Genomic DNA, 24,192 nt, shown 5'->3' with positions numbered 1-24,192 from the left:
CAGAACTGCACACATGGTCAATTTCAATTCATTGGTGAGGCAATCATATTCGGCCTGCAAACATCGATACGCCCTGCAACAAGCCAACCAGGAGTAACCCAAATGACCAAGATTGCACTCACCGCCGCTGCCCTCCTCATCGCCGCCAACGCCGCTTTCGCAAGCAGCGACAAGTTCGGCTCGAACAATGCCAGCCAGACGCCTGTCGCCAGCAAAGACAAGACGATCACCACATCGATCGAGAAGTCGAATGCAATCATCCGGAAGCCGGTCGTCCAGGGCAGCAACCGCGACCTCTTCGGCAACCGCTGAACAGACGCCGAGATATCCCCAAGGCGGTGGGCTTGTCCCGTCGCTTCACAGCAAACAGGAGACGAAGAATGACCAAGATTGCAATCCTCGGCGCCAATGGCCGGCTCGGCCGCGTGGTCGCCAAGGCCTTCATCGATGCGGGCTATGATGTCCGCGCCATCACCCGCACCGGCAAGGTGCCGGCTGAGCTTGCAGGCGCGACGGCCGTCGCCGGCCATGCGCTGGACGGCGAGTCTCTGATCCGCGCCACGCAGGGCGTCGACATCATTTTCAACGGCCTGAACCCGATCTACACCGACTGGGGCAAGTGCCTGCCGATGGCCGAGAATGTCATGGCCGCCTGCCGCGCCAACGGCACGCTGCATCTCTTCCCCGGCACCATCTACAATTATGGCTCGCCGATGCCGGCGGTGATCACGGAAGACACGCCGTTCCACCCGACAACCGAGAAAGGGCGGATCCGCTGCGCCATGGAGGCGCTGTTCCGCCGTGAAGCTGAGGCGGGTCGGGTGCGCACGATCATTCTGCGCGCCGGCGATTTCTTCGGCGGCACCGGCAACGGCTCCTGGTTCGACCTCGTCGTGGCCGCCAAGATGAGCAAGGGCATCTACACTGCGCCCGGCCCGGCCGATCTGGTGCATGAATGGGCCTATCTGCCGGATTTCGCTGTCGGTTTCGTCGCGCTGACGCGCAACCTCGACAAGCTCGGCTCTTACGAGGCGCTGAATTTTCCGGGCCATGCCGTCACCGACATCGAGATCAAGACGGCCGCCGAAAAGGCGCTCGGACGCAAGCTGAAACTCAGCTTCATGCCCTGGTGGGTGCTGCGCGCCGGCAGCCCGTTCGTGGCGATGTGGCGCGAGATCGTCTCGATGTCCTATCTGCGCTTCGAAGCGCACCGGCTGGCCTCGGCGCGGCTGAACGAGATCATCGGTGAAATCCCGCACACCCCTCTGAACCAGGCGGTGCACGAAGCCTTGCAGGATATCGGCGTCGCCGTCGCGCCGGCCTGGCACCAAGCAGCGTGATTGCCGAGCGTGCCGAAAAGACGGGAACGGCGGGCTCGGCCGCAAATCGTTGCCAGTCAGATCCGGCCCATCAGAAGCAGGATAAGCACCACGACGAGGACGACGCCGACGATGCCCGACGGCCCGTAGCCCCAGGAGCGCGAATGCGGCCATGCCGGCACCGCGCCGATCAGGATCAGGATCAGGATGATGATGAGAATCGTGCTGATCGTCATTTTAGAGCCCTCGCCGTCTGGTTGAATCCGAGGGAACAATGCAAAAGGCCGCCCGGTAGTTCCCGGGCGGCCTTTTGACCTGCCTTGCGAAACCGCTCTATTCGGCGGCCTTCGGGAAGGCGACTGCCGGCTCGGCGTCGCCATCGGCCGCTGGCTCCTGCGGCGAGATCTCTCGCTTGCCGCGTCGCAACAGCCGGCTGAACCACCCTCGCCGCGCGCCGGGCTTGACCTTGGCGCGGGTGAACACCATCAGCATCGACGGCGTCACCACCAGCGTCAGCACGGTGGCGAAGGACAGGCCGAACACGATCGCCGACGACAGCGAAATCCACCACTGCGTCGAAGGCGCGTTGATCGTCGTCTCATGATGGAAGATCTCGAGACCGAGGCCGAAGGCGATCGGCAGCACGCCGAGGATAGCCGAAACCGCCGTCAGCACCACAGGGCGAGCACGCTCGCGGCAGGTCTGCAGCACAGCTTCCATCTTGTCCCAACCCTCCTCGCGCAGCCGGTCATAGGTGTCGATCAGCACGATGTTGTTGTTGACCACCACGCCGGCCAGCGCGATGACGCCGATGCCCGACATGACGATGCCGAACGCCTCGCCTGTCAGAAGCAGGCCCAGGAACACGCCGATCGTTGCCATGACCACGCAGGACAGCACCAGCCAGACGCTGGTGAACTTGTTGAACTGCGCCAGCAGCACCAGGAAGATCAGGAAGATCGCCGCGCCGAAGGCCTTGCTGAGGAAGGCGCTCGCTTCCGCGCTGTCCTCGTTGGAGCCGGCGAGCTTCCAGCGTATGCCGCTGCCGAGATCCATGTCCGAGACCGCCTTGGTCACCTGCTCCTGTACGGCGGCGACCTGCGCGCCGGCGGCGACATTGGCCTGCACCACCACGGTGCGCGCGCCGTCGATGCGGTTGAGGATGCCGACCGTCGGCTCGGGCTTGCGCACGACGAAATTCGAGATCGGCACCGATCCTTGCGACGTCTGCACCCTGAGTTCGTCGAGCGTCGACAGCGTGCGCCGGTCTTCCGGAAGGCGCAGGCGGATGTCGACGGCATCGTCGGCGCCCGCCGGCCGGTATTCCGACAGCTTCAAGCCGTTGGTCACCAGCTGCACCACGGTGCCGACCGAGGTCGGGCTGATGCCGTATTGGGCGGCCTTGGCGCGGTCGACCTCGAGCGCCCAGTCGACGCCGGGCGGCGGCAGGCCGTCCGAAATGTCGATGACGTTGGGCACCTTGGCGATCCGCGCCGCCACCGCACGCGCCTTGTCGTCGAGCCCCTTGGGATCGGCGGCCGAAAGCCTGATCTGGATCGGCTTGCCGGTCGGCGGACCTGCCTCCGGCACGCGCACCTCGACATCGACGCCGGGAATGCCGGCCATGACGCCGCGCAGGTCGCTGAGGATCTGGTTGGCGGACTTGCGCTCGCGCCAGTCGACGAATTCGTACTGGATCACGCCGACGACGTCCTCGGGAATGTCCTGGCCGCCGCCCTGAGTCTTGCCGGCGCGTGTATAGACCGATTTCACGCCCGGCCAGCCGAGCAGCCTGTTCTCCGCCGTCCTGGTGGCGGCATCCATCTCGGCCAGCGAAAGATTGCCGCGCGCATGCACGTAGAGCAGGCCGTAGTCCGGCTCGACGCTGGGGAAGAACTCGACGCCGGCGCCGTATTTCGAATAGGCGTAGCCGACGCCGAACAGCAGCGCCACGGTGAGCACCAGGACGGTGATCGGGAAGCGCACCGCCTGCTTGACGATGGCCATGTACCAGCCGTCGCGGTTGTCGTCCTCGTGATGCTTCGGCGCCTTGGCGAAGATCGCGCCCAGCGTCGGCGCGAACACCAGCGCATAGAGCATCGAGGCCGACAGCGTGACGATCAGCGTGATCGGCATGTATTTCATGAAGTCGCCGATGATGCCGGGCCAGAACAGCAGCGGCGAGAACGCGGCGATGCGCGTCATCGTCGCCGCGATAACCGGGCCGGCCATGCGCTTGGCGGCGAGCGCGAAGGCATCCGCCTTCGGCATGCCTTCGCTCATGCGCCGCTCGGCGAACTCGGTGACGATGATGGCGTCGTCGACCAGCATGCCGACAGCCAGGATGAGGCTGAACAGCACGATCATGTTGATCGTGTAGCCCATCATGGCAAGCAGCAATATGCCGATCAGGAAGGACGATGGTATGGCCAGCCCGATGAGCAGCGAGGCGCGGCCCGACAGCGCGTAGAGAATGACGATGAACACCAGGATCACGGCGATCATGACGTGGTTCTGGAGGTCACCCAAGAGCTGGTTGACGAAGACCGACTTGTCCTGCGTGTAGGTGACATGCATGCCTTCGGGCATCGTCTTGATGAAGGTGTCGGACACCTCCCTGACATGGTTCAGCGTGTCGATCAGGTTGGCGCCGATGCGCTTCTTCACCTCGATGGCGATGGCCGGCTTGCCGTCGAGGCGAGTGACCGTCTCGGCGTCCTTGAAGGTCGAGCGTATGGTGGCGATGTCCTTGGCCTGCACCACGGCGTTGGGTGTGGCGACGACCGGCAGGTTGGCCACGTCCTCGGGCGTCTCGATCAGCGACGGCACCTTGACCGCGTATTTGCCTTCCGAGCCTTCGAGATTGCCGGCGGCGACCAGGCTGTTGGAGGCGCCGACGCCTTGCATCAGCTGGTCGAGCTGCAGCCCGTAGGAGGACAGCTTCACCGGATCGATGACCACTTCGACCAGATCGTCGCGCGCGCCCTGCAGCGAGCCTTCCAGCACGCCCGGTACCTCTTCGATACGGTCGCGCAGTTCGCGCGCAGCCGCCGTCAGCAAGCGCTCCGGCACGTCGCCCGACAGAGTGACGACGAGGACCGGAAACTCGGAAACGTTGACCTCGTTGACCGTCGGCTCCTCGGCCGCCTGCGGCAGGTCGGCCTTGGCGTCCTGCACCTTGCTGCGCGTGTCCTGGAGCGCCGTGGCCAGATTGGTTTGCGGCTGGAACTCGACAAGCACGTAGCCGCCGCCCTGGAAGGCGGCCGAGCGCATCTCCTTGAGGCCCTTCAGGCTCTTCAGCTTGCTTTCCATCGGCCGCAGGAGAAGGCGTTCCGAATCCTCCGGCGAAATGCCCTGGTAGATCAGGCTGATATACATCATCGGGATCGGAACGTCGGGTTCCGCTTCCTTGGGCGTCGACTGATAGGCGACCCAGCCCGCCGCCAGCAGGAACAGCAGGGCGGATATTGTGAGGCGGGCGTTGTGGATTGCGAGTCTGACGATATCCATGACTTGATGCCTGCTGTTTCTTCGGAAGCGGCGAACTGGCGGGAGGCGCCGGAGATCCCGACGCCGGGCTTTGCGCTACTGCGTACCGGCGGTGGCTTCGCCGATCAGCTTGTTGATGGTCGCCTGGTCGGCCTCGACGGGCTTGACGATATCGCCTTCCTTCACCAGTTCCTGGCCGGCGACAATGATGCGCGCATCTTTCGGAATTCCGCCGAGCACGAGACCGTTCGGCGTGTCGTCCACCAGGTCGATCGGGTAGAAGGCCACCTTGTCGTCGCTGCCGACGGCGCGGATGCCGAGATCACCCTTGTCACCCAGCGTCACCACCGAACGCGGCAGCAGAACCGCATCGGTCGGCTCGGCGCTGAGCGTGATCTCGGCCGTCATACCGGCGGGGATGCTGCCATCCGCATTGGGGATCGCCACTTCGACACGGAAGGTGCGGGTCTGGGAGGAGGCGTCGCGGCTGATATACCGCACGGTGCCGGTGACCTTCTGGTCGTTGACCAGGCGCACATTGGCCTCTTCGCCGATCTTGATGTAGCGCAGGTCGCGTTCGCTGATTTCGCCGCGGGCGATCACCGGATCGAGCTTGAGGATGGTCGCCACCTCGCCGCCTTGCATGACCGAGCTGCCGAGTTCCACCGGCACCCTGTCGATGACGCCGTCGAACGGCGCCTTGACCTCGTTGCGGTCGAGCTCGGCCTGCGCGGTCTCCAGCATTGATTGCGCCGAGGTCAAATTCGAGCGCGCCGTGTCGAGCTGCAGCTTCGGCAGATTGCCGGTCTTGGCCAGCCGTTCGGCGGCGTCGAGCTCGGCCCTGCGTTGCGCCAGCAACTGCTTGGCGTTGTCGACATTCGAGATTTTCTCTTCGGCCGCCAGCATCAGAACCAGATCGCCCGTCTTGACGTGCTGGCCTTGGCTGACCGGCAGTTTGTCGATGACACCGGCGACGCGCGTTGCCAGCACCGCCCGCTTGTCGGCCTCGGTCAACCCCGAAATGCGGATAGCGCGCGCATAGGTCTTGCGCGGCGGCGTCACCACCGCGACGGTGCGCGGCGCGGCTTTCGGCTCGGCTTGCGCCGTGTTCGGCTTGCCGGCCTCCGGCGTCTTGGCCTTTTCGGCCTCTGCCGCCCTCTGGGCGTCGGCGGCGGCACTGCCAACGGATGAAAACTCGCCCGTCGCCATCCAGGCGGCGAAACCGATGAGCACAACAATGGCAGCAAGCTTGTGAAACCTGATTTTCGGCATCGTCGTTTTTTCCACTGCGGGGTTTGGCCGGGACTGCGTCCTCCTCGAGGAGCGCGTCGCCGATATGGGTGCGCGCCAGGCCGTGTTCAAATTGCCGTGATCGGCGAAGCGCGCTTCTACATCAAGTTTGCAACGCAATATAGTCGGAAAGTTGCAGCAGCATTGCGAAGCTGGACAGAGTATAGCCGTCGCGAAGCATTTTTTTGCCCAAATAGGGTGCGGCTTTAGCGGGGCTCGTTGGCGACCGATGATCGGCCGTTGAAGGCCCGGTGCCGCCGGGCCTGCGTCTGCTCTCGGAGGCACGACGCCGGCGCGAGGCGATTTTCAACCCCACGCGGGTTTCGAGCACGATGATAACCTCGGCCTGACGGACCATCCCGGCGTGCGACATTTCACGCAACACACTGGAATTGCTTGAAGAACGGACCGTTCAACTCTGATCCAGAGCGTCGTTCCCTGGTCAAGCCGGATGCTCCAGGAGCGAGGACGGGTCGCCTCGATGCGTCTGCTCCATTGCGTTCCGCCGTCTAGGCTTGAGACATGATATAGCCTCGAACAAAACGCCTGCTGGTGCTGTTCGTGGCAGTATTCCTCGCCCGCCAGTCACCGTTCCGGATACGGTCGAGGGATGGCGCCCAACAGCGGCGCCCGCACGACACTGGCAGCAGGCGTCAGCATGATGATGCGCGCCTCACACGCGATGGTTGTTGCTGGCGCCGGAAGGAACTTGCTGGCACCGCGCGGCAGATCACGCCCGTGTGACGGATGCGGGTTCAGGCCCGGCGACGCTCCGCTTCGGGGTTCTTGCGCGCGGCCAGGAATTCCTTCACCCGTCGGCCAGGTGCCGGACCCCGCACCGGCTTGAAGCCGTCGTCGAGCTCGCCGGAGAGGTCGAGCGTCGGCCGCTTGCCGACGGCATCGTAGTTCTCCTCCAGCCAGTCGCTGGCGGCGGTGCGGCCAAGATCGCGCAGATAGGCCAGGAATGCCCATTCGGCATTGACCTTCGATGATGCCGACAGGTCCTTGAAGGCCTCATCGGCGTCGATGCGGTGCATGCGGATGTCCCGGTACTCGCCCCGCGGCAGGCGGCCGGCGGCGATCAGTTCCTTGACGAAGGCGATCGAACGGAATTCGCGCAGCAGCCCGGCGTTGAAGGTGATCTCGTCGATGCGGTTCTGGATCTCATTGGCGCTTTTGGGCGTTCCCTCGCGCACGACCGGATTGATCTGCACCAAAAGCACGTCCTCGGTGGCAGCCGTCTTGAAGAACGGATAGAGCGCCGGATTGCCGCCATAACCGCCATCCCAATAGGGCACGCCCTTGATCTCGACGGCGCGGAACAGTTGCGGCAGGCAGGCCGAGGCCATCACTGTGTCGAGGTCGATCTCGCCATCGGAAAACACCCGCAACTGCCCTGTCTCGACATTGGTGGCCGAGATGAACAGTTCCATCGACTTGCAGGCGCGTACATTGTCGAAATCGATCCCCTGCGCGACCACGTCGCGCAGCGGATTGAGGCCGAGCGGGTTGGCGACATAGGGCGAGAACACGCGCGACATGGTGTCGAAGAAGACATAACCCGGCGTGTTCTCGATCGACCAATTGCCCCAGGCGACGTCCCACGGCATGCGCTGCACCGGGCTGAACCGGCCCTTCGCCGCCACCGCATGCCAGAAGTCGTCGAGCTTCTTGCGCGCGCCTTCGACGCCGCCGCGAACGAAGCCGTCGGCCAGCGCCACCGCGTTCATCGCGCCCGCGCTTGTGCCGGACACCGCTGCGATCTCCAGCCGGCCATCCTCCAGAAGCCGGTCGAGCACGCCCCAGGAAAAAGCCCCGTGGGAACCGCCGCCCTGAAGCGCGATGTTGATCTTCTTTACTTCCTCCGCCTTGCCGTTCTTCGTCATGCGTTCCTGTCGATCCCGGTGCCTGACTTATTGCGTGCCCGGGAATCGGGACGTCAGCGTCACGGCAGACCTATGTTGCAGTGCAGCATATAAGGACGCACCAAGGCAAGAACACGAGCACGGTCGCGTGATGGCATGAAATTTCGATCATGCGGAAACGCCCTCCGCCTTGTGGCGGAGGGCGCGGTGTATCTTCCAAACAGGTTTGATGCTCAGGCGACGAGGTCCGGCATCGGTCCGACATAGCGCGACAGCGGCCGGATCAGCCGTCCCGTCGTCTGCTGCTCGCGCGCATGCGCGACCCAACCGGCGACGCGCCCGGCCGCGAAGACATTGCTGAAGGCTTGGCTGGGAAAACCCGCCGCTTCCAGCACCAACGCGGTGTAGAACTCGACATTGGTCTGCAGCGAGCGCTGCGGCTTGGCAATCCGAAGCACATCGAGCGCAGCCTGTTCGACTGTCTCGGCGAAGGCCAGCCGGCGACCGGTCTCGCCCTCCCCGCCGAGTTGCCGCACCACCGCCTTCAGCACATCGGCGCGCGGATCGCGCACGCGGTAGATGCGGTGGCCGAAGCCCATGATGCGTTCACCACGCGCGATCTCGCCGCGCAGCCAGCCGGCGGTGTCGCCATGCGCCTGGATGGCGTCGAGCATCTCGATGACAGGGCCGGGCGCGCCGCCATGCAGTGGGCCCTTGAGCGCCCCGAGGCCAGCCAGCACCGACGATGTCAGCCCGGCCTGCGTCGAGGCGACGATGCGCGTGGCGAAGGTCGAGGCATTGAGGCCGTGGTCGCAGACGGTCACGAGGTAAGTGTCGAGTGCCCTTGCCAGAGCCGGCGTCGGCACGGAACCGTCGAGCATCCTCAGCATATCGGCGGCATGATCGGCCCTCCCATCCGGCGCGACCGGCTGCTCGCCGCGCCGCAGGCGCAACAGCGCCGGCGTCAGCACGGCGGGCGCCGCGATCAGCCCAAGCGCGTCCGTCAGCGTCTCGCCGTCAGGCAGCAACGCCATGCCGGCACGCATGGCGCTATAGACGTCGAGCGGCGCCAGCAGGGGCAGGCAAGACAAGAGCCGGTCGAACACCTCGACGCGCGCCTGGCCCAGTCTCGCGGCCAGTTCCGCGTCTCCGGGAAGGTCGTAGAAGAAGCCGTCGAGAAGCAGGCGAACGACCTGCGGATAGTTCCATCGCCCGGCCAGTTCCGGCAGGGAGTACCCCCGGATCGTCAAGCGGCCGCCCAGCCCATCCACGTCGGACAGCACCGTTTCCGCCGCCACCACATCATCGAGCCCGTTCGCCATGGCTTTGTCTCCTTGAGCTTTTCCGACACTAAGGATAAGGATGGGCAACACGCGCATCAATCTTGATCAACATAATCAATATGGGACCGACATGTCCGAATGGCTGCCGCGGGACGAGGCGCTGGAACGGCTCAAGGTGCGGCCGCAGACGCTCTACGCCTATGTCAGTCGCGGGCGCATCGGCATGCGCCCGGACAGTGCCGATCCACGCCGCAGCCAATATCGCGCCGACGATATCGCGGCCCTGATGATGCGAAGAGAGCGCGGACGCAGCCCATCGGCCATCGCCGAAAGCGCCATCGCCTGGGGCGAACCCTCGCTCGTCACCTCGATCTCGACCGTTTCGCACGGCCACCTTGTCTATCGGGGCCGCGACGCCGTTGCGCTGTCCGAACATGCCACGCTCGAAGAGACCGCCGCCGTGCTGTGGGCCCTGCCTGAGCCGGTGGGTTTCGAGGCTCCGGCCTCGGATCAATCCCAACAACTCGGCCGAGCCCCGGCCTTCATGCAACTTGCCATGCTCGCCGGCCAGGGGCGGCCTTCACTAGGGCGCGGCGCCGCCTCGCTGTGCGCCGACGCCGCGCGCGCGATCGGCGTGCTGGCCGGCGCTCTTGGCGCCTCGGCGGGATCAGATCCGGTGCACATGCGGTTGGCGCGAGGCTGGTCGGTGGATGAAGGCGGGGCGCAGGCTATCCGGCGCGCCCTTGTGCTGCTTGCCGATCACGAACTCAACGCATCGACCTTCGCGGCGCGCGTCGCGGCCTCGACCGGAGCCTCGCCCGCCGCCTGCCTGCTCGCGGGTCTGGCGACACTTTCCGGTCCGCGGCACGGTGGCGCCGGCGAGGCGGTGATGCAACTCGCGGACGATGCGGCGCGGCACGGCGCCGATGCGGCGATCCGGCGCTGGCTCGGCCATGACAGGCCTTTGCCAGCGTTCGGCCATCCGCTCTATCCCGAAGGCGATCCCCGCGCCACGGCGCTTTTGGCGGCCATCGACAACACCGACAGAACATTGCGATCGCTGGAAATCGCCGCCATTGCCGCGACCGGCGCCCGCCCGAACGTCGACTTTGCCCTGGCCGTTCTGACGCGCAGCCTCGACCTGCCGCGCGATGCGCCGTTCCAGCTGTTCGCGCTTGGGCGCAGCGTTGGCTGGGCCGCCCACATGGTCGAACAGGCAATGAGCGGCGGCAGCATCAGGCCGCGCGGTCGCTATGAGGGATTATTGCCGTAGGATCGGAAGAAAAGCGCTGCGCGCTCACGACATGGTGTCGAGCTTGCGCTGCATGGCCGCGATCTGGTCCTTCAACTGCTGCAGATCGTCGGGTTTTTCCGGCGTTTCCTTCCTGGCCGGTTCGGCGGGGGCCGCCGCAGGTGCCGAGCCTGCCGGCGGGAAAGGCGTGAACAGCCGCATGGCATTCTGGAACATTTCCATGTTGCGGCGCGTCTGCTCCTCCAGCGCCTTGATCGGCGTGGCCATCTTCATCATGTCGAGTGGTGACTTGCCGATAGCGCCCTTCATCTGCTCGCGGAAGCGCTCCTGTTCCTTGGAGAAGGCGATCATCGACTGTTCGAGGAAGCTCGGCACGATCATCTGCATCTGGTCGCCGTAGAAGGCGATCAACTGGCGCAGGAACGGGATCGGCAGCATGTTCTGCCCGTCCTTGTTCTCCAATTCGAAGATGATCTGGGTCAGAACCGGATGCGTGATGTCGTCGCCGGTCTTGGCGTCCTGCACCGTGAACTCTTCGCCCTTCTTGACCATTTCGGCCAGGTCCTCGAGCGTCACATAGGTGCTGGTGCCGGTGTTGTAGAGCCGGCGATTGGCATATTTCTTGATGACGATCGGATCGTCTTTCGCAGCCATCTGCATCCTCCCCGGACACCGGCGCGCCTGAGTAAGCCGCCGGTAACGATTGCGCCCGTTCAAAGGATATGCGCAAAAGCGTCACAATTCCAAGCAGTTTGTGCAGTGCGGGATTAATTATCGCTGCATGGCCGGTGAAATATGCTGCGCAGCAGCGGACAGCTTGATGTCGCGGCCATGCGCAGCTTGCTTGCGACGCATGGGTGCCCTGCCGATTTCCGGTTTGACTCGGGGTTGGGAAAGGGCAAGAAAAGTCTTCAATGACAGAACATCAGCTTGAAGTTTGGAGAACAGAATGCCCGCTTCCAATGCCATCGTCGTCGCCAGCGCGGCGCGCACACCGGTCGGTTCCTTCAATGGCGCTTTCGCCGCCACCCCGGCTCACGAGCTTGGCGCCGTCGTCGTAAGGGAATTGTTGTCGCGCGCCGGCGTCGAGGCGGCCGAAGTCGACGAGGTCATTCTTGGCCAGGTGCTGACCGCGGCCCAAGGGCAGAACCCCGCCCGCCAGGCTTCGATCCTCGCCGGGCTGCCCAGGGAGACCACCGCCTGGGGCCTCAACCAGGTGTGCGGCTCGGGCCTGCGCGCCATCGCGCTCGGCATGCAGCAGATCGCCACCGGCGATGCCAAGGTGGTTGTCGCCGGCGGCCAGGAATCGATGTCGATGTCGCCGCACGCCCAGCATCTGCGCGCTGGCGTCAAGATGGGCGACTACAAGATGATCGACACCATGATCAAGGATGGACTGTGGGATGCCTTTAATGGCTATCACATGGGCAACACGGCCGAGAACGTCGCCCGCCAGTTCCAGATCACCCGCGAGGACCAGGACCAGTTCGCGCTGGCCTCGCAGAACAAGGCCGAGGCCGCGCAGAAGGCCGGCCGGTTCAAGGACGAGATCGTCGCCTTCACCATCAAGGGCAAGAAGGGCGATACAATTGTCGACCAGGACGAATACATCCGCCATGGCGCGACGCTGGATGCCATGACCAAACTGAAGCCGGCCTTCGACAAGGACGGCACTGTGACCGCCGCCAATGCCTCCGGCATCAACGACGGCGCCGCCGGCGCGCTTTTGATGAGCGAAGCGGAAGCTGCCAGGCGGGGCATCACCCCGCTGGCGCGCATCGTCTCCTGGGCGACCGCGGGCGTTGACCCGGCGATCATGGGCACCGGTCCGATTCCCGCCTCGCGAAAAGCGCTGGAAAAGGCCGGCTGGTCGGTCGGCGATCTCGACCTGATCGAGGCCAACGAGGCTTTCGCCGCGCAGGCCTGCGCGGTCAACAAGGACATGGGCTGGGATCCCTCGATCGTCAACGTCAATGGTGGCGCCATCGCCATCGGTCATCCGATCGGCGCCTCTGGCGCGCGCATTTTCAACACGCTGGTCCACGAGATGCGCCGAAGAGGTGCCAAGAAGGGTCTCTCCACCCTGTGCATCGGCGGCGGCATGGGCGTCGCCATGTGCGTCGAAGCGCTCTAAAAGAGAAGTGAATGGGGAGTAGCGAATAGGGAAGAACGGCGTCGGCGCAATGGGATATCTGATCCCTGCTCGTCATTCGCTACTCCCTGTTCACTCTCCCAACCAAAGGGAGGGAGCGCATGACCAAGGTTGCAATCGTCACGGGCGGATCGCGCGGCATCGGCGCGGCAATATCGATGGCGCTGAAGGAAGCCGGCTATTCGGTTGCCGCCAACTACGCCGGCAATGATGAGGCGGCGAGCAAGTTCACGGCCACAACCGGCATCAAGACCTACAAATGGTCGGTCGCCGACTACGACGCCTGCGCCGCCGGCATCAAGCAGGTCGAGGCCGATCTGGGCCCGGTCGCGGTGCTGGTCAACAATGCCGGCATCACGCGCGACGCCATGTTCCACAAGCTGACGCGTGAGCAGTGGAAGGAGGTCATCGACACCAATCTCTCCGGCGTTTTCAACATGACGCATCCGCTGTGGAGCGGCATGCGCGACCGCAAGTTCGGCCGCGTCATCACCATCTCCTCCATCAATGGCCAGAAGGGCCAGGCCGGCCAGGTCAACTACTCCGCGGCCAAGGCCGGCGACATCGGTTTCTCGAAGGCTCTGGCCCAGGAAGGAGCCCGCGCGGGCATCACCGTCAACATCATCTGCCCAGGCTATATCGCCACCGAAATGGTCCGGGCGATCGATGAGAAGGTGCTCAACGAACGCATCATCCCGCTAATCCCGGTCGGGCGCCTCGGCGAGCCGGAGGAGATCGCGCGCTGCGTCGTCTTCCTCGCCTCCGAGGACGCCGGCTTCATCACGGGATCGACCATCACCGCCAATGGCGGCCAGTACTTCGCCTGAGGTCTCGCCGGGCTGCCGGCTTCCCGGTGCCGATTGAAGGAGGGCTCGTTCGCCATCCGCTTCGGATGTCCGTGACGCCGTCCGATGACGGCTGTCGGCCTGCTGTTCCAATCCGGCACGCAAAGGTTAATCGCGGCAGCCGGTATTGTGCAAAACTGCCTGGATAAGCTGTGCATTGTCGGTGGAAAACCTGTGCGTAACACTACATCTTGTCGTGAACAAACAGGGAAAATCCCGACATCGCCGATTCGTCGCCCTTTCGTTCCATGTTTGGCCGCAATGTTAACGAGAGCAGTTGCAATCGCCTATCAAACTGTTAATTTCTATTAAGAAAGTTCAACAATTTCATAAGCTTGGATGAAGCAAGGCGGGCTGCCACACGGCTTTGCCGGCGAAAGTTAACGGCGGCTCTCGCCTAGCATGAAACGGGCCAATTCCGTGATTCAGCATGTGGTAAGGATCATCAGCCAAAACTCCACATCTAGCCGTGAACAAAACCTGAATCCGGGCGAGTCAGCGATTCGTCGCCGATTCGTTCCAGACTCGTTCCAACCCTTAATCAGCAGCCGAACCGAAGCTCGACGGAGGTGACTTCGAACCGCCAGCGGAACATTCCGCTTTCGCTTCGCGCCTGAAATCCCTATGTGTCGCCTGTCATACGCGCCACCCGAGGCGTGCTCCCGACAATGAGAGGCCAGAAAGCCTTATTTCCGAGCCGATGAACATCCATCCGAAACCCACCGAGCCGCTGATCCTGTCGGGTCGCGACGTGACTGCCGTGCTTGGGCCGACCAACACAGGCAAGACCCATCTCGCCATCGAGCGCATGGTGGCGCATGAAAGCGGCATCATCGGCCTGCCGCTCAGGCTCTTGGCGCGAGAGGTCTACACCCGCGTCTGCGAAAAGGTCGGTGCCCACAAGGTGGCGCTCATCACCGGCGAGGAGAAGATCCAGCCGCCAGGCGCCAGATATTCGGTCTGTACTGTCGAAGCCATGCCGCGCGAGACCGATGCCGCCTTCGTCGCCATCGACGAGGTGCAGCTTGCCGGGGACCTCGAGCGCGGCCACATCTTCACCGACCGCATCCTGCATCTGCGCGGCCGCCAGGAGACGCTGCTGCTCGGCGCCGCCACCATGCACGGCATCTTGCAGCGCCTGTTGAAAGGCGTCTCGGTGGTGACACGACCGCGGCTGTCACATCTGGCCTATGCCGGTTCGAAGAAGCTGACCCGCTTGCCCCGGCGCACAGCGATCGTCGCCTTCTCCGCCGACGAGGTCTATGCCATCGGCGAACTGATCCGCCGCCAGCAGGGCGGTGCGGCCGTCGTGCTTGGCGCGCTCTCGCCCCGCACCCGCAACGCCCAGGTGGCGCTGTTTCAGTCGGGCGACGTCGACTATCTCGTCGCCACCGATGCCATCGGCATGGGCCTTAACCTCGATCTCGACCATGTCGCCTTCGCCCAGAACCGCAAGTTCGACGGCTATCAGTATCGCAACCTGACGGCGGCCGAACTTGGCCAGATCGCCGGGCGCGCCGGCCGGCACCTGCGCGACGGCACCTTTGGCGTCACCGGCCAGGTCGACCCGCTGGACGAGGAATTGGTCAAGAAGATCGAAAGCCACGACTTCGACCCCGTGAAGGTTCTGCAGTGGCGCACAGCGCGTTTCAATTTCGCCAGCCTCGACGCGCTGAAGCGCTCGATCGAGACCAATGCCCCGGTGGAGGGCCTGACCCGTGCGCTGCCGGCAGTCGATGCGCAGGCGCTTGAGCACCTGTCGCGTGACGAGGACATCAGGGCGCTCGCCACCGACGCAAGGCGCGTCGCGCTGCTGTGGGAGGCCTGCGCGCTCCCCGACTACCGCAAGATAGCGCCGGCCCAGCACGCCGACCTCATTGCGTCGATCTACATGGACCTCGCCAGGCATGGCCATGTCGACGAGAATTACATGGCCGAGCAGGTGCGCCGCGCCGACACCACCGAGGGCGACATCGATACGCTGTCGCATCGCATCGCCCAGATCCGCACCTGGACATTCGTGTCGAACCGGCCCGGCTGGCTGGCCGATCAGGCACACTGGCAGGAAAAGACGCGCGAAATCGAAGACAGATTGTCGGATGCGCTGCATGAGCGGTTGACGAAACGCTTCGTAGACCGCAGGACTTCCGTCCTCATGCGGCGCCTTAGAGAAAATACCATGCCTGAAGCCGAAATAAGCCCAACCGGAACCGTCCTCGTCGAAGGCCACCATGTCGGCGAGTTGCAGGGGTTCCGTTTCACCGCCGATCAGAGCGCTGGCGGCGAAGACGCCAAGGCCGTGCGCGCGGCCGCCCAGAAGGCGCTGGCGGCGGAGTTCGAGGCACGCGCCGAACGCTTCGGCGCCTGCGCCAATGGCGACATCGCGCTCGGTTCCGACGGCACGCTGCGCTGGATCGGCGCGCCGATCGGCACTCTGGTTGCCGGCGAGGACGCGCTGAAGCCGCGCCTGGTGCTTTTGGCCGATGAACAGCTGACCGGCCCGGCGCGTGACAAGGTCGCGGCGCGTGCCGAGCGCTTCGTCAATTTCCAGATCGAATCCCTGCTGAAGCCGCTGGTCGATTTGAAGAATGCCGAGCAGATATCGGGTATCGGCCGCGGCATCGCCTTCCAGCTGGTCGAGAATTTCGGCCTTATCAATCGCCGCGACATCGCCGAGGAGATGAAGTCGCTCGACCAGGAAGGCCGCGCGGCATTGCGCCGGCTGGGCGTGCGCTTCGGCGCCTATCATGTCTTCGTGCCGGCGCTGATCAAGCCGGCGCCCGCGGGATTGGTGACGTTGCTGTGGGCGCTGAAAAACGACGGCAAGGAGAAGCCCGGCTTCGGCGACGTCGTCCATGCGCTGGCATCGGGCCGCACCTCGGTGGTCATCGATCCGGCTTTCGACAAGGCCTTCTACAAGCTTGCGGGCTACCGCAATCTCGGCCGCCGCGCCGTGCGCATCGACATTCTGGAACGGCTGGCCGACCTGATCCGCCCGGCGACCAACTGGAAGCCCGGCCTCGGCCAGCGTCCGGATGGCGCCTATGACGGCCAGTCTTTCATGGTGACGCCGCCGATGATGTCGATTCTCGGCGCCACGGCCGATGACATGGAAGAAATCCTGAAAGGTCTTGGCTACCGTGCCGAGCCGAAGCCGGCGGCCGAAGTCAAGGCACGGCTGGAAGCGCAGGACAATGCCGCCCGGGAAGCCGTGGCGGCCAAGCTGGCAGCGGAAGAGGCCGCGCGCGCCGAGCAGGCCAAGGCGGCGGAGGCGGCTGCGACGGACACGCCTGAGGAGACATCGGCGGAAGATCCGCAAACTGCGACTGCCCAGACCGCCGTCGAAATTCCTGTTGAACCCATTGCGGAAGCGGCCGAAACTGTTGCGGAAGAACAACCCGAAGTTCCAGCCGAAGCGACGCAAGAGGTTGCGCCTGTAGCAGAAGCCGTGCCTGAGACTTCTGCCGCCGAAAGCGCCGACGCTCTCACCTCCCCCTCGACGGGGGAGGTCGCGGAGCGAAGCGAGGGGGGTGACAGCGCCGACGCTCCCCAACAGGGACAGGATGAAGCCGGCGTGCCCGCCGCGGAAGCCGAAGAGCCTAAGCCGATCCTGTTGTGGCGGCAGGGTCGCTTCGACCAGCGGCCTCGTCACCGTCACCACGAGAACCGCGCCCGGCCGCGCAACGGCCAGGCGGCGCGCTCCGATGCCCCGGCGGATGCCGCTGTCGGCCAGCCCGGCACCCGGCCCGCCCATGAAGGGCGCCGCGATGGCGCCGGCAAGCCGCGTTTCGATCGCTCGAAGTTCAAGCCCAGGCCGCAAGGCGAAGGCGGGGAACGGCGGGAGGGAAAGCCGCAGGGCGAGCGTTCTGACCGCCGTGAGGGCCGGCCGGGCGGCAGGCCGGAAGGCAAGGGCGGCCCGCAAGGCGGCAAACCCTCGTTTCAGGCAAAACCGCGCGAGGAGCGCCCGGTGCGCTTCGATCCCGACTCTCCCTTCGCCAAGCTCGCCGCTTTGCGCGACCAGCTGAAGAAATAGCCGCACAGGATCCGATGGTCGCCCCGATGGCCACCGACCGCCAGCGTATCGACAAATGGCTGTTCTTCTCGCGCGCGGTGAAATCGCGCTCGCTGGCCGCCAAACTGGTCGTGGCCGGCCGGGTGCGCATCAATCGCGACAAAGCAGCGCGGGCCTCCGACCTGGTCAAGCCTGGCGACGTCCTGACCATCACGCTGGAGCGGCGCATCTTCATCTGGAAGGTGCTCGATGCGGGAAGCCGGCGCGGCCCCGCCGTGGAGGCACGCACGCTCTACGAAGACATGTCGCCGCTTGCCGCACCGACGGGCGAGGCGCCTCCCGACGCGATCCCAGGGCTGCGCGAGGCCGGAAGCGGCCGCCCCACGAAGAAGGAGCGCCGCGAGACCGACCGCTTGCTTGGCGACGACTGACCGCCGGTGCACGGAGGCATGTATGTTCTTCCACGCCGCCGACACAACGGTCCGAGCACATGACCGATGCCCGCCATTGCCGACCCGTTGGAATTCCATTCCGGCAATGCCGGCATGGCCGGAATGGCCGCCCTTGCAAGCGGGCGCCAAAGGCGTTACCTCACGGAAAAAGCCAACAAAAACGGGACGTCCCGGAGCAGATCGATGACCTATGTCGTGACCGACAATTGCATCAAATGCAAATATATGGACTGCATCGAGGTCTGTCCGGTCGACTGTTTCTACGAGGGCGAGAACATGCTCGTCATCCATCCCGACGAGTGCATTGACTGCGGTGTCTGCGAACCGGAATGCCCCGCCGACGCGATCAAGCCCGATACTGAGTCGGGCCTCGACAAATGGCTGCAGATAAACACCGAATACGCTGAGAAATGGCCTAATATCACCGCCAAGAAGGAGCCGCCGGCCGACGCCAAGGCCTTCGATGGCGAGGCCGGCAAGTTCGAGAAATATTTCTCGGCTGAACCCGGAGAAGGCGACTGACAGCGCTGCCGTTTCAACCGGCATGACGTGGCGTAAGAGGTACGGCCTATTAACCGCCTTGACAGGCGGCGTGAACCTGTGGCCTTCGCTTATGCAGCAAAACCTTGATTCTTCCGACTTTTTGTGTTACATGAGCGAAACATGCCGGTGACACAACGTCGATTTATGGCGCTAACGCCCCAAATCACTGAAAGGTGAAAATCCCATATCGGACCAGAGCGATCTGGGCCAGGCGATCGCAATCGTGCGGTTTGCCGGTCCCGGCTTTTCCGGTGGGTTCATCTGTTGTGCGGCTAATGATCGGTAACCCGATCGCGCGAGTTCAGCCGGCACCGCCGCCGGCCCACAACAAGGAGTTCAGGGCGTAATGGCAACGATCACCCCGCAGAAGAAGTCCACCGCTGCACGTCACGGTTTCAAGACCGGCGAGTACATCGTCTATCCGGCGCATGGTGTCGGCCAGATCGTCTCGATCGACGAGCAGGAAGTGGCCGGGCACAAGCTGGAACTGTTCGTCATCGATTTCCAGAAGGACAAGATGCGCCTCAAGGTGCCGGTCGCCAAGGCAACCTCGATCGGCATGCGCAAGCTGTCGGAAGAGGATTATGTCGAACGCGCACTGAAGGTCGTGCAAGGCCGCGCCCGCGTCAAGCGCACCATGTGGTCGCGTCGCGCGCAGGAATATGATGCCAAGATCAATTCCGGCGACCTGATCTCGATCTCGGAAGTTGTTCGCGACCTCTACCGCGCCGACAACCAGCCGGAGCAGTCCTATTCCGAACGCCAACTCTACGAGGCCGCGCTCGACCGCATGGCCCGTGAGATCGCCGCGGTCAACCGCATGTCGGAAACCGAAGCCGTGCGTTTGATCGAGGTCAATCTCAACAAGGGCCCTAAGCGCGGCGCCAAGGCCGACAATGAGGAAGCCGAGCAGGAAGAAGCTGCCTGAGGCCTTGCGCCTTTTGAGTTTTTGAAAAACCCGGCCTTGCGCCGGGTTTTTTGTTGCAGGCAATATTTGGAAAGTTGGTGCACGCCCCTGGGCGTGGAATCGTCACAGGAACGTTACGCGGGTCGCTTCCTTCTTGCCTTGGGCGAAACCGGCACGGGCCGCGGGGATGCGGGTCGCCAGATCCATCTGGTTGGTGCCCATTGCGGCGCGGGAATCGACGTCAGGCGTGATCACCACCACCTCGCTGCCCTGCTGGCGCAGGGCTTCGACCTCGCTTGCAAGGTCCGCGCCCGGCGGTCTGCGCAGGCCCTCGAACTGGCCTTCCGGTAGCGGCCCGCTCCGTCCGCTGAACGGCGAGAGCACGATCACGTTCGCATAGCCCGAGGCAAGGTCGGCATTATCGGCGGAGCGCACGCCACCGGAGATGTAGCGGACGCCATTGATGCTGTGCGTTGGCCCCGCACCGGGCAGCGCGGTGCTCGCGGTGGCCGCGTCAACCAGATCGACGCCGGAATCGCGGTCGAACGCAGCCAGTTCACCGGTAAGCGCGTCGACGGCCACCAAGATCATCGGCCTTTCCGGCCATTCATGGCGAGGCAATCTGGCGGCGACCAGCGCGCGCCGCTGTTTGGCCACTTCCGGTCCGAATTTGACATCGCTCTCCAAACCGAATGCCCCCATCGCCCGTTGCAGATCGGCTGCCGAGATAGCGGCGGCGGAGATGGCACGCATCCGCTCGAACACACTATCCATCGAAGCGAACGGCGGTTGCTGGCGGCTCTGTCCGGCCGGTTGAACCGGCAGCGGGGACAGCACCGCGGCCAGCAGCTCGCCCGGCGGTATGCCGCTGCGCACCTGCACTGCCGCATTGGCGCCTGCCGAGGTTCCGATCACCAGATCGGCGGCCTCGGTCAGATCGACACCAGTGTCGGCGAGGCCCGCGATGATGCCGATCAGCCAGGCATTTCCGGCGGCCCCGCCACCACCGAGAACAAGAGCAACGTTGCGAACCATCGGCCCCACTATTGCAGCGCATGGACACGCCCGTCCATCGAAATAGAAACACCGTGCCTGACGGCGGCTCACGAGGATAAATGCCCGGCAGGGAGCAAGCGCAGCGCATGCCTAGGACGAGAAATTGCCGCCTTCTCCCCCACCCTCCTTCTCCGCCATTTCCTGCTTTAGCGTCGCGATGAACCGTCTTGTCCGTTCGCGCTCCGGATTGCCGAACAGCACCGCCGCGGGGCCCTTTTCGACGACAATGCCGGCCTCGAGGAACACCACCTCGCGAGCGATCTTTGAAGCAAGCCGCAGATCGTGCGTGGCCATCACCATCGTCGTCCCCTCGCTGGCGAGCCGGCCGAGCACGTCGACGACTTCCTGCGCCAGTTCCGGGTCGAGCGCGGAGGTCGGCTCGTCGCACAAAAGCACCTTTGGCGACGGCGCCAGCGCCCGGGCGATCGCTACCCGCTGCTGCTGGCCGCCCGACAGCGTTGCCGGCCAGGCATCGACCTTGTGCGCCATGCCGACCTTTTCCAGCAGCGCGAGCGCCCGTTCGCGCGCCCGTGCCTGGGGCCACTTCAGCACCGTCACCAGCCCTTCCATGACGTTCTCGATCGCGGTGCGATGCGGGAACAGTTGGAAGTTCTGGAACACCATGCCGGTCTGCAGCCGCAGCCGCTGAATGTCCCGGGCCGCCACCTTCGCTCCCGGATGGAACTCCAGCGCCTGATCGCCGATACGCACTGTGCCCGAAGTTGGGATCTCAAGCAGGTTGATGCAGCGCAGCAGCGTACTTTTGCCACCACCCGAAGGACCGACCAGAGCGGTGACGCTGCCTTCGGCGATGGTAACCGTCACGCCCTTCAGCACGAGATTGTCCCCGAAGCGCTTTTCGATGTTGGCAAGGTCGATCACGAGCGCGCCTCCAGGAACCCGCCATAGCGATTGAGCCGCGCCTCCAGCCGCGTCTGCAAGGCCGACAGCACCGAACTCATCGCCAGATAGAGGATAGCCGCCTCGACATAGAGGATCAGCGGCTCATAGGTAGTGGCGACGATGCGCTGCGCGGCCTGGAACATTTCCGGCACGGTGATGGCGGCGGCCAGCGACGTGTCCTTGACCAGCGAGATGAAGGTGTTGGAGAGCGGCGGCACCGCCACGCGCCCGGCCTGCGGCAAGATGGTGCGGCGCATCGCCTGGCTCCAGGTCATGCCGATCGAATAGGCCGCCTCCCATTGCCCCTTTGGCACCGCGCCTATCGCCGCGCGAACGATTTCCGACGAGTAGGCGCCGATATTGAGCGTGAAGCCGATCAACGCCGCGGGAAACGCGTCAAGCAGGATGCCGACCGAGGGCAGGCCGTAGAAGATCAGGAACAGCTGCACCAGGAGCGGCGTGCCGCGGAATATCCACACGTAGAAGCGCGCCACCGCGACCAGGGGCATTGGCCCGAAGAGCCGGATCAGCGCGGTTCCGAGACCGACGCTCAAGCCAAGCACAAAGGACAGGAGCGTCAGCGGTACGGTGAAGATCAACGCGGCCCATAGCAGCGAAGGCAGCGATTCCAGCATGAGTTGCAGCCAGTGCGGCACGAAAGGCTCCTTCTTGCGACTGCCGTATATCACGCGAAAGGCGGCGGGCCGTCAAAACGGTCCGCCGCCGGGCGATGTCGCGCGGGCCGCCAACGGCCCGGCCGTAAATTACTTCGAAACGTCCTGGCCGAAATACTTGTCTGCGATCTTCTGATAGGTGCCGTCTGCCTTGATGTCGGCCAGCGCCTTGTTGATCGCGGCAACCAGTTCCGGGTCGCCCTTGCGAACGATGACGCCGGAATAGTCGGCGTTCTCTTCCTGGGCCGCGATCTTCACATTGGCATCCGGCTTGTGCTTCTTGAAGTCGAGGAAGGACAGGCTGTCATTGATGGTTGCGTCGGCGCGGCCAGTCAGAAGCAGCTGGATCGACTGGTCGAACCCGTCGGTGCCGACCAGTTCGGCGCCGTTGGCCTCGGCCAGTTTGCCGAAATTCGAAGTCAGCGACTGCGCCGACTTCTTGCCCTTGAGATCGGCGAAACTCTTGATGTCGGTATTGTCGCCGCGCACGATCAGCACTGCCTTGGAGGCGATGTAGGGGTCGGAGAAATCGTATTTCGCCTTGCGGGCGTCGGTGATGCCGACTTCGTTGATGACCGCGTCATAGCGGTTGGCATCGAGGCCCGCGATCAGCCCGTCCCATTTGCCCTCGAGGAACTCTACCTTCACGCCGAGCTTGTCGCCGATCGCCTTGGCGATTTCGACATCGAAGCCGACCAGCGCTCCGCCGGCATCATGATAGGTAAAGGGTGCGTAGGTGCCCTCCGTGCCGACCTTGATGACGCCGGCCTGCTTGATCTGGTCGAGATTGGCGCCGGCATAGCCTGCGGTAACAGCCAGAACCTGCAAAGTTCCGGCGACGATGAGCGACTTGAGCCATTTCATTTTTCTGTGATCCCGTCCTGGCCTGATATCCGGCATGGTGTGTGAGCGCTGGAAATTGACAGATGTGAGTTGAAAAAATAAGGAATGAGATTTCAAAAACATCCATTATTCGGAATCGGATTCTACCACTGACGTTTCTGGCGGTGCCTCGAACCCGCCCGGAGTTTTTTCGCGCAGCCTCCACGCCGCGCCGCCGGCGGCGGAACCTTTCCCGCGCATGGCACGTTTTGCGTTCGTTGTAGGGCAGGACGCCGTCATTTCAAGTCGAGCGGCTGCCGGGTTTCGAAATGACATCCGTATCGCCAGAGCCAGGGAGTGCCTCATGATGGAAGACACGGCAGGACGGATCATGGTCCGCGCGGCAATGAGGGCTCCCTATCTCGAACGCGACGAGGAGTTGCGGCTGGCGCTGCGCTGGAAAAAGGACAACGACCAGAACGCGCTGCACAGCATCACCGTGGCGCATATGCGCCTGGTCATTTCCATGGCCTCCAAATTCCGTCATTACGGCCTGCCGCTTGGCGATCTGGTCCAGGAGGGCCATGTCGGCCTGCTCGAGGCCGCGGCCCGTTTCGAGCCGGAGCGCGAAGTGCGGTTTTCGACCTATGCGACCTGGTGGATCCGGGCCTCGATGCAGGACTACATCCTGCGCAACTGGTCGATCGTGCGCGGCGGCACCAGCTCGGCGCAAAAGGCCCTGTTCTTCAACCTGCGACGCCTGCGCGCCCGGCTGGCGAACGGCGCCGCGGAGCCGCTGTCGAACAGGACGCTGTACCGCGAGGTTTCAGCGGCCCTCGGCGTCTCCGAAGCCGATGTCGCGCTGATGGATTCGCGGCTCTCGGCGCCCGACTCCTCCCTCAATGTCCCGCTTGCCGACGATGGGGGCGCGACCGAGCGGATGGACTTCCTCGTGTCGGACGATCCCTTGCCCGACGAGGTCGTCAGCGACACCATCGATATCGAACGCCGCTCGATATGGCTGAAGGCGGCGCTTGCCGCACTCAACGCGCGTGAGCTGCGCATCATCGAGGAGCGTCGGCTGAGCGACGAGGGCGCGACGCTCGAAGCGCTCGGCGAGACGCTTGGCATTTCCAAGGAACGCGTGCGCCAGATCGAGGCCCGCGCCATGGAAAAGCTGAAAGTGGCGCTGGTGAAGCAGAACCCGGAATTCCTCGCCACCGCCGCCTAAATCCATTCCAGGAAAACTACCTAGAGCGTTTCATATCTTGACGGAAGCGTAGCCTGCGTTTTCGAAGTAGTTCCTGCATTCGGCTGCCTCGATTGTT

The 24,192-nt window shown here is 64.1% G+C and carries 22 protein-coding genes; 10 read left to right on the top strand and 12 right to left on the bottom strand.

The annotated features are described in order from the left end of the window. Positions 1–102 precede the first annotated feature (102 nt). Positions 103–312: a DUF680 domain-containing protein gene (locus tag FJ426_RS30325; protein ID WP_140493372.1), complete on the top strand. Its 210-nt coding sequence runs from the start codon at positions 103–105 to the stop codon at positions 310–312. Between the two features lie 68 nt (positions 313–380). Then, positions 381–1,340: an SDR family oxidoreductase gene (locus tag FJ426_RS30320; RefSeq protein ID WP_140560811.1), complete on the top strand. Its 960-nt coding sequence runs from the start codon at positions 381–383 to the stop codon at positions 1,338–1,340. A gap of 56 nt (positions 1,341–1,396) precedes the next feature. On the opposite strand, the gene FJ426_RS30315 is transcribed toward FJ426_RS30320, so the two are convergent. The 6 genes from FJ426_RS30315 to FJ426_RS30290 all read right to left on the bottom strand — a co-directional run bounded on the left by FJ426_RS30315 (position 1,397) and on the right by FJ426_RS30290 (position 9,285). After that, entirely contained in the window at positions 1,397–1,555 is a 159-nt protein-coding gene (locus tag FJ426_RS30315) for a DUF3309 family protein (RefSeq protein ID WP_140493366.1), read from the bottom strand. Between the two features lie 97 nt (positions 1,556–1,652). After that, positions 1,653–4,829, bottom strand: coding sequence for an efflux RND transporter permease subunit (locus FJ426_RS30310; protein WP_140560810.1), 3,177 nt, complete (start codon positions 4,827–4,829; stop codon positions 1,653–1,655). A 75-nt stretch (positions 4,830–4,904) separates the two neighbouring features. Beyond that, positions 4,905–6,080: an efflux RND transporter periplasmic adaptor subunit gene (locus FJ426_RS30305; RefSeq protein WP_140554937.1), complete on the bottom strand. Its 1,176-nt coding sequence runs from the start codon at positions 6,078–6,080 to the stop codon at positions 4,905–4,907. A gap of 121 nt (positions 6,081–6,201) precedes the next feature. Further along, the gene (locus tag FJ426_RS30300) at positions 6,202–6,483 is read right to left on the bottom strand and encodes a hypothetical protein (protein ID WP_140554936.1); all 282 of its coding nucleotides are present in this window, start codon (positions 6,481–6,483) and stop codon (positions 6,202–6,204) included. Between the two features lie 370 nt (positions 6,484–6,853). Continuing rightward, positions 6,854–7,984: a patatin-like phospholipase family protein gene (locus tag FJ426_RS30295; RefSeq protein ID WP_140517577.1), complete on the bottom strand. Its 1,131-nt coding sequence runs from the start codon at positions 7,982–7,984 to the stop codon at positions 6,854–6,856. 212 nt (positions 7,985–8,196) lie between these two features. Next, positions 8,197–9,285: a citrate synthase/methylcitrate synthase gene (locus FJ426_RS30290; RefSeq protein WP_140560808.1), complete on the bottom strand. Its 1,089-nt coding sequence runs from the start codon at positions 9,283–9,285 to the stop codon at positions 8,197–8,199. Between the two features lie 91 nt (positions 9,286–9,376). Here FJ426_RS30290 and FJ426_RS30285 point away from each other — a divergent pair, with 91 nt between their 5' ends. Beyond that, positions 9,377–10,519, top strand: a complete 1,143-nt coding sequence (locus FJ426_RS30285) for a citrate synthase (protein WP_140493351.1) — start codon at positions 9,377–9,379, stop codon at positions 10,517–10,519. A gap of 24 nt (positions 10,520–10,543) precedes the next feature. Here the strand turns inward: FJ426_RS30285 and phaR are convergent, their stop codons facing one another. Together phaR and FJ426_RS30275 are read right to left on the bottom strand one after the other, a co-directional pair. Next, positions 10,544–11,152 carry a polyhydroxyalkanoate synthesis repressor PhaR gene (gene phaR / locus FJ426_RS30280; protein WP_140493348.1) on the bottom strand — a complete coding sequence of 203 codons (609 nt, stop codon included), beginning with the start codon at positions 11,150–11,152 and terminating at the stop codon, positions 10,544–10,546. 117 nt (positions 11,153–11,269) lie between these two features. Beyond that, complete coding sequence (locus FJ426_RS30275) at positions 11,270–11,467, bottom strand: hypothetical protein (protein WP_140493345.1); 198 nt, start codon at positions 11,465–11,467, stop codon at positions 11,270–11,272. Here FJ426_RS30275 and FJ426_RS30270 point away from each other — a divergent pair. The 6 genes from FJ426_RS30270 (at position 11,448) to FJ426_RS30245 (ending at position 19,430) form a co-directional block, all read left to right on the top strand. Next, the gene (locus FJ426_RS30270; RefSeq protein ID WP_140493342.1) at positions 11,448–12,632 is read left to right on the top strand and encodes an acetyl-CoA C-acetyltransferase; all 1,185 of its coding nucleotides are present in this window, start codon (positions 11,448–11,450) and stop codon (positions 12,630–12,632) included. The two genes, FJ426_RS30275 and FJ426_RS30270, sit on opposite strands and share 20 nt — an antisense overlap. Before the next feature lie 119 nt (positions 12,633–12,751). Then, positions 12,752–13,477 carry an acetoacetyl-CoA reductase gene (gene phbB, locus FJ426_RS30265; protein WP_140493339.1) on the top strand — a complete coding sequence of 242 codons (726 nt, stop codon included), beginning with the start codon at positions 12,752–12,754 and terminating at the stop codon, positions 13,475–13,477. A gap of 718 nt (positions 13,478–14,195) precedes the next feature. After that, positions 14,196–17,528 (top strand): helicase-related protein, encoded by a 3,333-nt coding sequence (locus tag FJ426_RS30260; RefSeq protein WP_140560806.1) that lies wholly within the window; start codon positions 14,196–14,198, stop codon positions 17,526–17,528. Positions 17,529–17,554: 26 nt separating this feature from the next. Then, positions 17,555–17,938 (top strand): RNA-binding S4 domain-containing protein, encoded by a 384-nt coding sequence (locus tag FJ426_RS30255; protein WP_140560822.1) that lies wholly within the window; start codon positions 17,555–17,557, stop codon positions 17,936–17,938. Between the two features lie 204 nt (positions 17,939–18,142). After that, positions 18,143–18,481: a ferredoxin FdxA gene (gene fdxA, locus FJ426_RS30250; protein ID WP_140493333.1), complete on the top strand. Its 339-nt coding sequence runs from the start codon at positions 18,143–18,145 to the stop codon at positions 18,479–18,481. A gap of 367 nt (positions 18,482–18,848) precedes the next feature. Continuing rightward, entirely contained in the window at positions 18,849–19,430 is a 582-nt protein-coding gene (locus FJ426_RS30245) for a CarD family transcriptional regulator (RefSeq protein ID WP_006327799.1), read from the top strand. Positions 19,431–19,532: 102 nt separating this feature from the next. Here FJ426_RS30245 and FJ426_RS30240 read toward each other — a convergent pair whose 3' ends face one another. From FJ426_RS30240 to FJ426_RS30225, 4 genes are all read right to left on the bottom strand, one after another. Further along, positions 19,533–20,444 (bottom strand): patatin-like phospholipase family protein, encoded by a 912-nt coding sequence (locus tag FJ426_RS30240; RefSeq protein WP_140560805.1) that lies wholly within the window; start codon positions 20,442–20,444, stop codon positions 19,533–19,535. A gap of 111 nt (positions 20,445–20,555) precedes the next feature. After that, the gene (locus tag FJ426_RS30235; RefSeq protein ID WP_140554933.1) at positions 20,556–21,347 is read right to left on the bottom strand and encodes an amino acid ABC transporter ATP-binding protein; all 792 of its coding nucleotides are present in this window, start codon (positions 21,345–21,347) and stop codon (positions 20,556–20,558) included. Next, positions 21,344–22,024 carry an ABC transporter permease subunit gene (locus tag FJ426_RS30230; protein WP_140550874.1) on the bottom strand — a complete coding sequence of 227 codons (681 nt, stop codon included), beginning with the start codon at positions 22,022–22,024 and terminating at the stop codon, positions 21,344–21,346. Before FJ426_RS30230 ends, FJ426_RS30235 begins: the two co-directional genes overlap by 4 nt. 108 nt (positions 22,025–22,132) lie before the next feature. Then, positions 22,133–22,906, bottom strand: coding sequence for an amino acid ABC transporter substrate-binding protein (locus tag FJ426_RS30225; RefSeq protein ID WP_140493318.1), 774 nt, complete (start codon positions 22,904–22,906; stop codon positions 22,133–22,135). Positions 22,907–23,228: 322 nt separating this feature from the next. Here FJ426_RS30225 and FJ426_RS30220 point away from each other — a divergent pair, with 322 nt between their 5' ends. After that, positions 23,229–24,095: an RNA polymerase factor sigma-32 gene (locus tag FJ426_RS30220; RefSeq protein ID WP_140493315.1), complete on the top strand. Its 867-nt coding sequence runs from the start codon at positions 23,229–23,231 to the stop codon at positions 24,093–24,095. Positions 24,096–24,192: the final 97 nt, after the last annotated feature.

Origin of the sequence: Mesorhizobium sp. B2-6-4 (assembly GCF_006441495.1) — a bacterium.
Classification (GTDB): domain Bacteria; phylum Pseudomonadota; class Alphaproteobacteria; order Rhizobiales; family Rhizobiaceae; genus Mesorhizobium.
This window is presented reverse-complemented; position numbering and strand designations above follow the sequence as displayed.